General features: G+C 76.0%; 13 protein-coding genes. 3 read left to right on the forward strand and 10 right to left on the reverse strand.

Features of this window, described 5'->3' with window-relative positions:
* The first annotated feature begins 246 nt into the window (after nucleotides 1-246).
* A complete protein-coding gene (locus AC0IVP_RS18655; RefSeq protein WP_056299183.1) occupies nucleotides 247-1,224 on the forward strand; it encodes a carbohydrate kinase family protein in 978 nt (325 codons plus the stop codon).
* On the opposite strand, the gene AC0IVP_RS18660 is transcribed toward AC0IVP_RS18655, so the two are convergent.
* The 10 genes from AC0IVP_RS18660 to AC0IVP_RS18705 all read right to left on the reverse strand — a co-directional run bounded on the left by AC0IVP_RS18660 (nucleotide 1,221) and on the right by AC0IVP_RS18705 (nucleotide 11,170).
* Complete coding sequence (locus AC0IVP_RS18660; protein ID WP_471758504.1) at nucleotides 1,221-1,880, reverse strand: flavin reductase family protein; 660 nt, start codon at nucleotides 1,878-1,880, stop codon at nucleotides 1,221-1,223. The genes AC0IVP_RS18655 and AC0IVP_RS18660 overlap by 4 nt on opposite strands.
* Nucleotides 1,877-2,959 carry a glycosyltransferase family 2 protein gene (locus AC0IVP_RS18665; protein ID WP_471758506.1) on the reverse strand — a complete coding sequence of 361 codons (1,083 nt, stop codon included), beginning with the start codon at nucleotides 2,957-2,959 and terminating at the stop codon, nucleotides 1,877-1,879. Before AC0IVP_RS18665 ends, AC0IVP_RS18660 begins: the two co-directional genes overlap by 4 nt.
* The gene (locus AC0IVP_RS18670; protein WP_471758508.1) at nucleotides 2,956-3,759 is read right to left on the reverse strand and encodes a carotenoid biosynthesis protein; all 804 of its coding nucleotides are present in this window, start codon (nucleotides 3,757-3,759) and stop codon (nucleotides 2,956-2,958) included. Before AC0IVP_RS18670 ends, AC0IVP_RS18665 begins: the two co-directional genes overlap by 4 nt.
* On the reverse strand, nucleotides 3,756-5,387 hold the full coding sequence (locus AC0IVP_RS18675) for a phytoene desaturase family protein (RefSeq protein WP_471758510.1): 1,632 nt from the start codon (nucleotides 5,385-5,387) through the stop codon (nucleotides 3,756-3,758). The genes AC0IVP_RS18670 and AC0IVP_RS18675 overlap by 4 nt, the downstream gene beginning before the upstream one ends.
* Nucleotides 5,380-5,955, reverse strand: a complete 576-nt coding sequence (locus tag AC0IVP_RS18680; protein WP_056299203.1) for a GNAT family N-acetyltransferase — start codon at nucleotides 5,953-5,955, stop codon at nucleotides 5,380-5,382. Before AC0IVP_RS18680 ends, AC0IVP_RS18675 begins: the two co-directional genes overlap by 8 nt.
* A complete protein-coding gene (locus tag AC0IVP_RS18685) occupies nucleotides 5,952-6,449 on the reverse strand; it encodes a YbaK/EbsC family protein (protein WP_056299205.1) in 498 nt (165 codons plus the stop codon). Before AC0IVP_RS18685 ends, AC0IVP_RS18680 begins: the two co-directional genes overlap by 4 nt.
* 54 nt (nucleotides 6,450-6,503) lie before the next feature.
* Entirely contained in the window at nucleotides 6,504-7,862 is a 1,359-nt protein-coding gene (locus AC0IVP_RS18690) for a cytochrome P450 (protein WP_471758512.1), read from the reverse strand.
* Nucleotides 7,863-8,110: 248 nt separating this feature from the next.
* Nucleotides 8,111-9,574 carry a peptide MFS transporter gene (locus AC0IVP_RS18695; RefSeq protein ID WP_471758514.1) on the reverse strand — a complete coding sequence of 488 codons (1,464 nt, stop codon included), beginning with the start codon at nucleotides 9,572-9,574 and terminating at the stop codon, nucleotides 8,111-8,113.
* Nucleotides 9,575-9,679: 105 nt separating this feature from the next.
* Nucleotides 9,680-10,411, reverse strand: a complete 732-nt coding sequence (locus AC0IVP_RS18700) for a class I SAM-dependent DNA methyltransferase (RefSeq protein WP_471758516.1) — start codon at nucleotides 10,409-10,411, stop codon at nucleotides 9,680-9,682.
* 102 nt (nucleotides 10,412-10,513) lie between these two features.
* The gene (locus AC0IVP_RS18705; RefSeq protein ID WP_471758518.1) at nucleotides 10,514-11,170 is read right to left on the reverse strand and encodes a hemerythrin domain-containing protein; all 657 of its coding nucleotides are present in this window, start codon (nucleotides 11,168-11,170) and stop codon (nucleotides 10,514-10,516) included.
* Between the two features lie 116 nt (nucleotides 11,171-11,286).
* Between AC0IVP_RS18705 and AC0IVP_RS18710 the strand changes: the two genes are divergently transcribed.
* A complete protein-coding gene (locus tag AC0IVP_RS18710) occupies nucleotides 11,287-11,619 on the forward strand; it encodes a DUF6504 family protein (protein ID WP_056299211.1) in 333 nt (110 codons plus the stop codon).
* A complete protein-coding gene (locus tag AC0IVP_RS18715; protein WP_471758520.1) occupies nucleotides 11,619-12,125 on the forward strand; it encodes an SAV_6107 family HEPN domain-containing protein in 507 nt (168 codons plus the stop codon). Before AC0IVP_RS18710 ends, AC0IVP_RS18715 begins: the two co-directional genes overlap by 1 nt.
* Nucleotides 12,126-12,155 lie beyond the last annotated feature (30 nt).

The raw sequence follows: 12,155 nt of genomic DNA on the forward strand, positions 1-12,155 counted from the left end.
GTGGTGTCCGGGGTGGGTCTCGCGGAGCTGGTGGTCACCGCCGGCGCCGCGGTCGGGGTGGCTCTGGGGGTGGTCGGCACCGCTCAGCTCGGGGTCCAGCTGCGGCGCGCGCTGGGCTGAGCACGCCCGGCGCCCGGTGGACCACGCCGTTACGCTGGGGTGAACCCCGGACGGCCTGGACGTCGAACGCCGGTTCACCCGCGCGTCTGCGCGCCCCCTCGTCCCCCACCTCCCGGGAGCCCCACCGTGTCCGTCGCCGTGACCGGTTCGATCGCCACCGACCACCTGATGACCTTCCCGGGGAAGTTCACCGAGCAGTTCGTCGAGGGCCAGATGGAGAACGTCTCGCTCTCCTTCCTCGTCGACGACCTGGTGCAGCACCGCGGCGGCGCCGGCGCCAACATGGCCTACGGCATGGGGCTGCTGGGCCTCACCCCGGTGCTGGTCGGCGCCGTGGGCAGCGACTTCGACGACTACGAGTCCTGGCTGAACCGGCACGGCGTGGACACCGAGTCCGTGCACTGGTCCAAGCTCAAGCACACCGCCCGCTTCACCTGCACGACCGACGCCGCGAACAACCAGATCGCGTCCTTCTACTCCGGCGCCATGGCCGAGGCCTCGCTGATCGAGCTGGCCCCCGTGGAGAAGCGGGTGGGCAGCCTGGACCTGGTCATCGTCGGCCCGAACGACCCCACCGCGATGGTCCAGCACACCCAGGAGTGCCGGGAGCGCGGCTACGCGTTCATGGCCGACCCGTCCCAGCAGCTCGCGTGGGCCGACGGCGAGATGATCCGCACCCTGGTCGACGGCGCCGAGCTGCTGTTCACCAACGAGTACGAGGCCGCCCTGCTCAAGCAGAAGACCGGCTGGAGCCACGCCGAGGTCCTCGACCGGGTCGGCACCTGGGTCACCACCCGGGCCGCCGCCGGGGTGCGCGTGGAGGCCAAGGACGCCGAGACCCTCGAGGTCATCGCCGTCCCCGAGACCCACCCGGTGGAGCCCACCGGCGGCGGTGACGCGCTGCGCGCCGGGTTCGTCGCCGCCCGCACCTGGGGCCTGGGCCTGCAGCGCGCCACCCAGGTCGGCTCGGCCGTGGCCACCGCCGCCGTCGAGGTCGTCGGCACCCAGGAGTACTCGCTGCCCCGGGAGTCGTTCCTGGAGCGGTTCGCCTCCGCCTTCGGTGCCGACGCCGCCGACGAGGTGGCCCCGCACCTGCCCGCCTAGTCCGAGGTGCTGTCCCCGCGCAGCGCCTGACCGATCGAGGGGTCCTCGGACCACTGGCTGAAGGGGATCCGGCGGATCTCCTTCAGCTCCCCGATCGTGGACCACTCGTTGCCGCCCAGGCGGGCCAGCGGCTGCAGCTCCTCGATCCGCGGCCGACCGTCGCGGACGGCGCTGGTCCACGCCGTGGCGTGCACGACGCGGCCGAACACCACGGTGCTGTCGCCCAGCCGGAGCGTCGAGTGCAGCACGCACTCCAGGCTCACCGGGGACTGGGCGACCCGCTTGACCGACACGACCGCGCTGTCCTCCAGGACGACGCCGGTGTGCTCGGCCTCGTCGTGGCCGGGCGGGAAGTCGGTGCCGGTGGCGTTGACCTGCTCGAACATCGACTCCGGCGTCAGGCTCACGGTGAACTCACCGGTGGCCTCCACGTTGTCCAGGGAGTCCTTGCGGCCCACCGAGGTGAACTGCACGATCGGCGGGTCCACGCAGGCCACGGTGTAGAAGCTGTGCGGGGCCAGGTTGTGCACGCCCTCGGCGGAGCGGCTGGCCACCCAGGCGATCGGGCGGGGGACGACGACGGAGTTCAGCACCCGGTAGAAGGCCCCGGCGCCCATCTGCGCCGGGTCGAAGTGCGTGCGTTCGGGAGAGGTCACCCGACCAGTGTGCGGTCCCGCCAGCGCAGGGTGCCCCGGCGCCTGCCGCGGACCGACCGGACCAGCAGCAGGTCCAGCAGCAGCACGCTCAACGGGTGCGCCAGGCTGTCGGGCCACACCCGCCCGCCGGTGCGGTGTGCGGTGACCGCCCGTCCGGTCACGCCGGCCGCGTAGCCGACCAGCCCGGCCCGCCCGCCCGCCAGCGGCGGCAGCACCCACACCGCGGTCAGGGCGGCACCCGCGGCCAGGCTGCCCAGCGACGAGCCGCCCAGGGCCGACCACAGCGACTTCTCGTACCCGGCGGCCAGCGCGGGCCAGCCGTCGTACATCCGGGTGGTGGCCAGCGTCGACCCGTCGACGACGACGCCCCGCCCGCCCGCCTGCTTCACCGCGCGCAGCAGCGCGATGTCCTCGAGCACCTCACCGCGTACCGCCCCGTGCCCGCCGGCCCGTTCGTAGGCCTCCCGGCGCACCACCAGGAACTGCCCGTTCGCCGCGGCCATCGAGGGCCGGCCGGCCCGCTCGGCCAGCCGCAGCGGCAGCGTGGTGGCCCACAGCCACTGCTGCAGGGGCTGCACCAGCCGCTCGGCGGCGGTCTCGGCCCGCTGCCGGGGCCAGGGGGAGACCAGGTCCAGCCCCTGGGCGTCCAGCACCGCGACGGCGGCCGCGACCGCGTGTGGCTCCAGCCGGACGTCGGCGTCCAGGAAGACCAGCACGTCGGCGTCGGACCCGGCGGCGCCCTGGGCGCAGGCGTTCGGCTTGCCCAGCCAGCCCACCGGCGGTGGGGTAGCGGTCCGCAGCTCGACGGGGTGCGCGGCCACGAGCTGCGCGGTGCGGTCGGTGGAGCCGTCGTCGACGACCACGACCTCCATGCGCGCGACACCCCGCTGGGCGGCCAACCCACCCAGGCAACCCTCGACCTCGGCCTCCTCGTCGCGCACCGGCAGCACGACCCGGACCCGCCTCGTGGTCGCCGGCGGGTCGGCCGGGGGTGTGCGCAGCAGCCGGGTGTTGACCGCGGCGTGCACGGCCCCGGCGACGGCGGCACCGGCCAGCACCCGCACCGCCCGGCGGCTCACCGGGACCGGGTCCGGGGCCGAGACAGGGACCGGGCCCGCAGCGCCAGGGCGGCCAGGAACGGCACGGCCAGGACGACGCCCCAGGCGGCCGAGCCGGGCAGGTCCAGGAAGGCCGCGTGCGCCAGCGCGCCACCCAGGGTCATCCAGGCCAGCGTCAGCATCGGGGCGCCGTCGCCCAGCCGGACCGGGGCCCCGGCGGCGAGCAGGTCGACCACCGTCATCAGCACCAGCCCGGCCAGCAGCCAGCCGGCCAGGTTGGTCAGCGGCACGGTGTCGATCCCGGGCAGCCCGGGGGAGGGGTGCGCCCAGGTCCAGTAGCCGGCCTGCACCAGCTGGGGGTCCAGCACGACGTCCCAGGCGGCGAACGCGGCCGCCGCGACGACGACCCGGCCGACCCGGTGCCCGGGGACCAGGCGGGCGGCCAGCAGCCAGCTGGGCCAGACCATCATCAGCCAGGCCAGCGGCACCAGGAACGGGACGCCGAGCAGCGTCGGGCCCAGCGCGTCGCTGTAGGTGTAGGTGCCGTAGGGGAACCCGGTGGCCAGCCCGACCGACTCGAAGAGCACCGCGGCCAGCGCGGTCACGCCCAGCACGCCCAGCCCGACGCGCGCGCCCCGGGACAGCCCCGCGTGCACCACCGACAGGGCCGAGCCCAGCAGCACGATCGTCCAGCTGACGACGTCCCGGGCGTCGCCGGCGGTCAGCGGGTAGGCGATCGCGGTGAGCACCACCCCGCCGGACAGCAGCCAGGGGACCCGGCGGAGCGCGCCGTGCTCCTGCTGCCGGGGCGGTGCCGTCACCGGCGGCTCAACCGCTGCTGCACACGGCCCTTGAGCCGGCCCAGCCCGGAGCGGTCGGCGAGCACCACCCGGGCGGCCGTCCGGCCGCTGTTGCCGCTGACCCCGCCACCGGGGTGCATCGAGGCACCGGACAGGTACAGCCCGGGCAGTCCCGGCACCTTGTGGCCGGACAGCTCCGGGGTGGGCCGGAAGGCGAACATGCTGGCCAGCGACATCTCCACGTGCATGACGTTGCCGCGCGGCAGCCGCAGCTCCTGCTCCAGCGTGAGCGGCGTCTGCACGTACAGCCGCTGTACCGAGGCGGCGAAGCCGGGGGCGAACCGGTCGACGGCGTCCACCAGTCGCTGGGCCTCACCGGCGGCCAGGGAGTCCCAGTCGCGGCCGTCGGCGAGCGTGTACGGGTACCACTGGCCCCAGATGGTGACGACGTGCTGGCCCGCCGGGGCGAGGGTGTCGTCGCTCGCGGAGAAGCTCATCGCCAGCGGCACCGGCTCGCGGGGCAGCTCGCCGGCCAGCCAGTCACCGTGCGCCCGGGCGAGCTGGGCCCGGTCGGTGCACAGCAGTTGCAGTCCCTGTAGCGAGTCGGCCTGGCTGACCCCGGGGTAGCTGGGCAGTGCGTCGGTCTGGCAGCGGACCACCAGGCCGAAGCCGTTGCCCAGCGGCGGGGCGGCGTCCCGCAGGGCGGGCGGGGCGTGCTCCCCGGCGATGGTGCGGGTGGCCCCGACGTGGCACGCCGCGACGACGGTGTCGGTGCGGACCCGCCGCCCCGACGCGGTGACGACGCCGGCGACGCGGCCGTCCTCCACCAGCAGGCTCGCGGCGCCGTCCCCGAGGACGACGCGGCCACCGTGCGACTCCAGCTTGCGGGCCAGGGCCTGGGTGAGCCCGCCGGAGCCCCCGACCGGGTGGCCGGGCGGCGTGGTGTGCAGCAGGGTGGCCCAGCCGACCATGGCCGCGGTGCCCGGCTCGGACATCGGCGGGCCGGACTGGGCGCCGAACCAGGCCAGTGCGGCCTTGAGCCGCTCGCTGCCGAACCACCGGTCCAGCAGGGCGTCACCGGAGCCCAGGAAGTCGGTGGCCAGCTCGCCGCCGGGGGTGCGCGCGCGGCCCTTGCCCGGGGCGCCCAGCGGCCACAGGTGGCGGACCAGCCGGGCCGGGCTGGGCCGGTCGCCGAAGGCCTGCACGACCTGTGCGCTGCGCGGGCCCCACACCTCGACGAACCGGCGGTAGGCGGCGGCGTCCTCGGGCCCGCAGGCGGCCTCGATCGAGGCGCAGGTGGCGTCCAGGTCGACGGAGAAGACCAGCGGCCGGCCCTCGGGACCGTCGCTGCCCGGCTGCGGGGCCGGGGCGAAGCCCCACGGGTCGCAGTCGACGTAGCGCAGCCCGTGGGCGGCCAGGTCGAGCTCCTCGACGATCCCGGAGTGCCGGATGATCACGTGCGCGCTCGACCCGCGGTCGACCCGCACGCCGGGCCAGCGCTCGACGGTGGACACGGCGCCGCCGAGCACCTCGTCGGCCTCGAGCACCTCCACGGTGAGCCCGGAGGCGGCCAGGTGGCAGGCCGCGACCATGCCGTTGTGCCCGGAGCCGATGACGACGGCGTCCACGGTGCGCTCGGGCTCAGCCACGCGCGGCACCGGCCAGGGGGAGCTCGGCGCCGAGGATGGCGAAGGGCCGGGCGTCGCCGGGGAAGTGGTAGCCGCGGGCCAGGTCGACGAACCCGTCGGCCCGGTACAGCTTGAAGGCCTTGGTCTCCGAGTCCGGGGTGCTCAGCAGCGCCGCCGGGTGCGGCAGCCCCTCGACCAGGGCGTGCAGCAGCTGCCGGCCCAGGCCCCGGCTCTGGTGGGTGGGGTGCACGTGCAGCTCGCAGACCTCGAAGGCGCCGGGCAGCCAGCGCTTGGCGGTCCGGCGGTCCAGGGCGTGCCGGACCTGGTCGTGCCACCACTGGCCCGGCGCCACCAGGTAGCCGTAGCCGAACCCGACCAGCTCCTCGCCGTCCGGGGTCTCGGCGAACGCCCCGACCGCGCGGAAGCCCGCGCGTTCGGTGTGCTGGACGGCGTAGCCGTACCGGCCGGCGACGACGGAGTCGCCGTAGCCCATGGCGGCGCCGTAGACGGCGAGTGCCTCGTGGAGGTGGTCGCGCATCCAGGGGGTCGGGAGCTCGGTCACCCGGGTGGCGGGGGCGGTGTCGGTCACAGGGCCTCTTCGGGGACGGCGTCGACCTCGGCAGCGGTGCCGGCGGTGATCCGCAGCAGCTCGTCGTAGGTCGTCGGGAAGACGGTGTGCGGGTGGCCGGCGGCGGCCCAGACGCGCTCGTGGCGGGCCAGGGTGACGTCGACCAGGGTGCCGATGGGCTCGGGGTGACCCACGGGGGCGACCCCGCCGATCGCCTGGCCGGTGTGCTCGCGGACGAACTCCGGGGACGCGCGGCGCACCTCGGGGACGCCGAGCAGGCCGGCGACCTTCGCGGTGTCCACCCGGTGGGCGCCACTGGTGAGCACCAGCAGCGGGTTGCCGTCGACCTCGAAGACCAGGCTGTTGGCGATCGCGCCCACCGGCACGCCGAGGGCCTGCGCGGCCTGGGCCGCGGTGCGGGCGCTGTCGGCGAGCTCGTGCACGTCGGCGTCGACGCCGGCCGCCCGCAGCTCCCGGACGACCGCGGCCACCCGGGGGTGGTCGGGGAGGGTCATGTCCCCGAGTCTCCCACCGGTGCCGGGGGCCCTGCTCGGTGCGGGCGGCCCGGGTCAGCCCGCCGCGCGCTCGACCGTCCGGTCCGCGGTGTTCTCCTCGCGGGGCAGGGCCGCGGACCGGGCCGGCGTCCGCGGGGCCAGCCGGAAGGACAGGGCCGTGTGGTCCAGCGTGCGGGGCAGCGGCGTCCCGGTGACGGCGGCGGTGCCCGCGGTCTGCGCGAGGCTGCGGTCGGCCAGCAGTGCGGCCAGCACCGTGCTGGTGGTGAAGAGCACCAGGTCCCGCCCCGGGCACCGGCCGGGTCCACCGCTGAAGGGGACCAGCGCCTCCGCGGTCCGGTCCCGCCCGTCCAGCCAGCCCGCCGGGTCGAAGGCGTCGGCGGCGGGCAGCGTGCGCTCGTCGCGGTGGAAGAAGGAGCTGACCACGACGAACGTGGTGCCGGCCGGGGCGCGACGGCCCCGCCAGTCCGTCTCCTGGGTCGACTCGCGCAGCACGGCCAGCGTCGTCGGCCACAGCCGGACCGACTCCAGCACCGTGGCGCGCAGCAGCGGCAGCTCCTGCGGGGTGTCCAGGTCCCGGCCGGCCAGCTCGTGGCGGACGTCGTCGAGGGCGGCGGGGTGCCCGGCCAGCAGGGACAGCGCCCGCCAGACCGCGATGCCCGCCGCGTCGTAGGCGAAGAGCCAGTGCGCCACCTGGGACGCCGCGGCGACCCGCCCCGAGGGGTGGCCGGCGCGGACCTCGGCGGCCAGGCTGCCGGGCTCGGCCCGGTCCAGCCACCCGTCGATGCCGTCCAGCAGCTGCCGGCGGCCCGCGTCGTCGGTGCGGTGCAGGTAGGCCCAGTTGGCGTGCGCCCGCAGGCGGCCGAGCAGGTCGGTCAGCTCCGCGTCGTCCCGGGCGCCGTCGCCGAGCACGACCCGGCGCACCGCCCGCCACCACCCGACGGCGAAGCGGTCCCAGTCCAGCTCCCCGCCGTCCGCCCCGTCAGCCCCGGCCACCTCGCCCAGCAGCCTGGTGACCTCCTCGCGGACCACGGGCACCAGGTGCGCGCCGACCGCGTGCAGCGGACGGTCCATCTGGAGGACGGACTCGTTCCAGGCCCGGCGCTGTGCCCTGTCCTCGCCGCGGCTGATCAGCACGCCCTGGGGCTGGAAGTGCGCCAGTGCGGCCCGCTTCTCCCGGGTGGCCGGGGCGAAGGGCTCCGGTGACCCGTCGAGCAGCCGGACGACGTCCTCCCGGTCCAGCACCAGCGCGACCTCCCGGAACGGGATGCGCAGCCGCAGCGGTCCGGGCCCGTGGGCCTCGCGCGCCCGGTGCAGGGCATCGGCGGCGCGCCGGTCCACCCCCAGGCGTCCGGCCGGTCCCAGGACCCGCGGCCGGCGCAGGATGATGCCCTGGGCCAGCATCGGGGCGAGCACGCCGGTGGCCAGGCGCAGGGTCTCCCGGGCCGAGGCCCGGGGGAGTCCGGCGGGGGTGCTGGGTGTCGTGCGGTGCTGGCTCAGAGCTGCTCCCTGCGGTCGGGACGGCGGGCCGTCCGCGGAGGTGCCCGACCCTCCGTGGGGGGTCGGGCACCTCTGTCCGGGGTGGGTGGCGGCGGGCTCGGCCGGCCCCGGGACTCGGGGTCACCGTGCCCCGGGGCGGCCGGGACCATGCGTGGGCAGGTGCCTCAGCGCACCCCGCTCATCAGTCTGCTGATGCCCGGCGCGGCCACCGCCAGGACCACGCCGAAGACGATCGCGACCCCGCCGAGCACGCCGAAGTACGTCGTCTGGCCCTCGACCGTGTAGTTCCCGGCGAGCACACCGGCCAGTGACGTGCCGATCGCCGTCGACAGGAACCACAACGCCACCATCTGGGTCCGGTAGGCCGCCGGGGCCAGCTTGGTGGACAGCGACAGGCCCACCGGGGACAGCAGCAGCTCGGCCACGGTGAAGACCAGCAGGACCCCGACCAGTCCCAGCAGCGGTGCGCTGTTCGGGGTGGAGCTGGCCATCGGCAGGAAGAGCAGGAACGCCACGCCCATGACCGCGGTCCCGGCCGCGAACTTCACCGGGGTGGCGGGCTGGCGGCGGCCCAGCTTCGTCCACAGCGCCGCGAAGACGCCGGACAGCGCGATGATGAAGACCGGGTTGATCGACTGCACCCACGACGCCGGCACCGTCCACCCGAAGAGGTCCCGGTCCAGCTGGTCGTCGGCGTAGAGCGCGACCACCGTCGACTGCTGCTGGTACAGCGACCAGAAGGCGACGCTGGCGGCGAACATCGGGATGAACGCCAGCACCCGGCGCCGCTCGGTGCGGTCGATGCGGGAGCTGCGCAGCAGCTGCGCGAAGTAGCCGACCGAGACCACCACGCAGACCCAGACGACGACCGTGGCCAGCCGCTCGGCCCGCAGCACCCCGGTCGTGGCCAGCGCGACCACCGCCAGGACGGCGACCACCAGCCCGGCGAGCCACCGGCCGCGCTCGGCCGCGGGCAGCGGCGAGGGCACCTCCCGGCCGGTGCCGGCCAGGCCGCGCCGCCCCCAGGCGTACTGGGCCAGGCCGGCGGCCATGCCGATCGCGGCCAGCCCGAAGCCCAGGTGGAACCCGATGGTCGACTGGGCCAGCCCGGTGAGCAGCGGCCCGACCAGCGCCCCCACGTTGATGCCGAGGTAGAACAGCGAGAACCCGGCGTCCCGGCGGACGTCGTCGGCGCTGTAGAGCAGCCCGACCAGCGTCGTGGCGGTCGCCTTCACCCCGCCACTGCCCAGCGCGATGAGCACCAGGCCGGTGCCGACGCCGCCCGGTCCGGGCACCACCGACAGCGCCAGGTGGCCGACCATCACCACGACCGCGGACCAGAAGAGCACCCGCTCGGGGCCCAGCAGCCGGTCGGCCACCCAGCCCCCGACGATGGTCGAGAGGTAGACGGTCCCGCCGTAGGCGCCCACGATGCTGGCCGCGGTCGAGGTGTCGATGCCCAGGCCGCCGTCGCGGACGGAGTAGGAGAGGTAGTACAGCAGGATCGCCTGCATCCCGTAGAAGCTGAACCGCTCCCACATCTCCACGCCGAACAGGTGTGCCAGGCCGCGCGGTTGCCCGACGAACGTCTTCTCCTCGATGGCCCGTCCCGGGACTGTGGTTGTCACGAGCAACCAGTGTCCACCTGCCCGGGTGGCCGCGCACGCCACCCCGGGTGGTCGTCCTGCTCCCGCCGGTCACCCCACTCCTGCTGGTCACTCCACTCCTGCTGGTCACCCTGCGCAGGCCAGCAGGGCGGCCTGGGGCGTGGTCTCCGGCCCGGTGGCCGGGCGCTCCCACCGCCGGCGGACGACGAACCCGGCGTCGGCCAGCTGGTCGGCCAGCTCGTCCGGGTCCAGTCGCCACAGCTCCAGGTCGACCGGGTGGCCGTAGGCGCGGTCCCGGCGGACGTGCTCGGTGCCCGCCTGGCAGGCGATCACCAGGTGGCCGCCGGGCACCAGCACCCGGCGCAGCCCGGCGAGCACCCCGGCCCGGTCGGGCGGGGCGACGTGGATGAGGGAGTACCAGGCCAGCGCGCCGGCCAGCGACGCGTCCGGGCCCGGCAGGGCGGTCAGGGTGCCGACGCCGAAGCGCAGCTCCGGGTGGGCCCGCCGGGCGACCGCGACCATGCCGGGGGAGAGGTCCAGGCCGTGGGCGTCGAGCCCGAGGGCCTGCAGGTGGGCGGTCACCCGGCCCGGACCGCACCCGGCGTCCAGCACCGGGCGGGCCGCGACCCCTGCCGCGACCCCTGCTGCGATCCCTGCTGCCGTCCCTGCCGTGGCCCCTGCTCCCGGCCCCGCTCCCGATCCCGGCCGGACCCGCGGTCCGTCGCGGACGGCTGCGGCGAAGGCGGCGAGGACCTCGCGGTCCCACGGCTGGGCGGCCAGGTCGTCGGCGAGCAAGCGGGCGTAGTCGTCGGCGACGGTGTCGTACGCCGCGCGCACCCGGGTCTCCAGATCGGTCACCCGCGCAGGGTGGCGCAGGGGTACGACGTTCCCGGCGCGGGTGGCGGAGGCCGTCCCGGACTGGTCCACCGGGCCGACCCCGTGCAGCCCGGTGCGCGGACGTCAGGCGAGCGGGCCGAAGAGCGTGGTCGGGGGTGCGTCGGGGGCCGGCAGGGCGTCCAGGACGGGCAGGAGGTGGCGTTCCTCGAACGCTGAGTGCGACTCGGTGATCGCGGCGAGCCCGTCCAGGTGGATCTGCAGCCGGGCCGGCGGTGCGCCGGCGGCCATGGCCGCCTCGAGGTCGGTGACCAGCAGGTCCATCAGGTGGTGGTCGTGCTGCAGCTGGTCCAGCACGCCGGCCAGGTCCGGTCGGGCGCGCCGGACCCCGGGGAACAGCGCGCCGTCCTCGCCCCGGTGGTGGCCGGTCAGCGCGGCGCAGGACCCGTGGCAGAAGAGCAGCAGGTCCCCACGGAGCCCTGGTGAGGCGTCCGGTGAGGCGTCCGGCGGGGCACTCGGCGGGGCACTCGGCGGGGCACCTGTCGGGTGGTCGTCGACCGCGTCGGGCTTCGTCCCCTCGTCGGGGGGGTCCCGGGCGACCTGCAGCGCGCGGCGCAGGCGTCCGTGGACGGCGCGCAGCTCGCTGGACAGTGCCCGGGTGCGGTCTGTCGGTCGGTGGTCGATGGTCGATGGGGCAGCAGGGCAGGGGTCCCGGGAGTGCGGCGACAGGGCCCGGCGCCCGCGTCGGTGGCTCCCGCGCGTCGTGCGGCGCGCCGTCCACACCCCGGCCGGTCGGCTTGACGCCTCCTCCGCACTCCGGTCTACTCGTCCCTGTTCGAACACGTGTTCGAACAGCTGGCGAGGGGATGCCGGTTGCGTCGCGGGGAGCGGAGTGTGTCATGAGCCGGGTGCTGGTCGGTGCGGGTGGCCGCGTCGGTGAACAGGTGCAGGTCGAGCGGGGACCCGTGGGGCCGGTCCAGTTCTGGCGCGGGGAGAGCCGCTACGAGGTGGGCGAGCTGCTCGACCACTGGGTGGAGACCTCCCCCTGGTGGCAGCGCGGGCCGGCCGCCGGTGGCGGCGGGGGCGCCTCGGCCGACCTGGTCGCCACCCGGCAGGTGTGGCGGGTGGAGGCGGTGCGTGCCGGGCGGTCCCGGATGAGCTTCGCCGGGGTGTTCGACCTGTCCTGGGAACCGGCCGAGAACTGCTGGCTGCTCGTCCGGGTGCACGACTGATGGGCGCCGTCCGGGTGCTCTCGCCCCGTCAGCTCGAGCTGGTCCCCCCGCTGCCCCCGGCGGCATCCCAGCTGCTGGGTCAGGCCCACCGCGGCCTGGCCGAGGCGGCCGCCTGCCCCGACGCGGGCTGGCGGTACGCCACCGCGCACCTGGCCGCGTTGCGTGCCGCGGCGGCGGTGCTGGCCGCCCGCACCCGTCCCGAGTCCGGGCGCCGCCGGCCGCGCAGCGCCTGGGTGCTGATCGGGCAGGTCGCCCCGGAGCTGGGGGAGTGGGCCTCGTTCTTCGCCGCCGGTGCGGCCAAGCGGGCCGCGGCCGAGGCCGGGCTGACGCACGCGGTCACCGAGCGGGAGGCCGACGACCTGGTGCGCGACGTCGGTGCCTTCCTGGCCGTGGTCGAGGCCACCGTGGCCCGGCCGGTGTCCGACACGGCTGCCCACCCGGCCCCGCCGACAGGAGACGCGACCCCGGCCCCCACGGCCGTGGTCACCCGACTGCGGACGACGTGAGCGGGGTCCCCCGACCGGGGACGACGGACG

Source organism: Klenkia sp. AC732 (assembly GCF_979256525.1).

What these genes read in the sequence shown, in the direction of transcription:
- AC0IVP_RS18685 (WP_056299205.1), bottom strand. Translation starts at nt 6,449, where the DNA reads ATGACCCTCCCCGACCACCCCCGGGTGGCCGCGGTCGTCCGGGAGCTG.
- AC0IVP_RS18710 (WP_056299211.1), top strand. Translation starts at nt 11,287, where the DNA reads ATGAGCCGGGTGCTGGTCGGTGCGGGTGGCCGCGTCGGTGAACAGGTG.
- AC0IVP_RS18715 (WP_471758520.1), top strand. Translation starts at nt 11,619, where the DNA reads ATGGGCGCCGTCCGGGTGCTCTCGCCCCGTCAGCTCGAGCTGGTCCCC.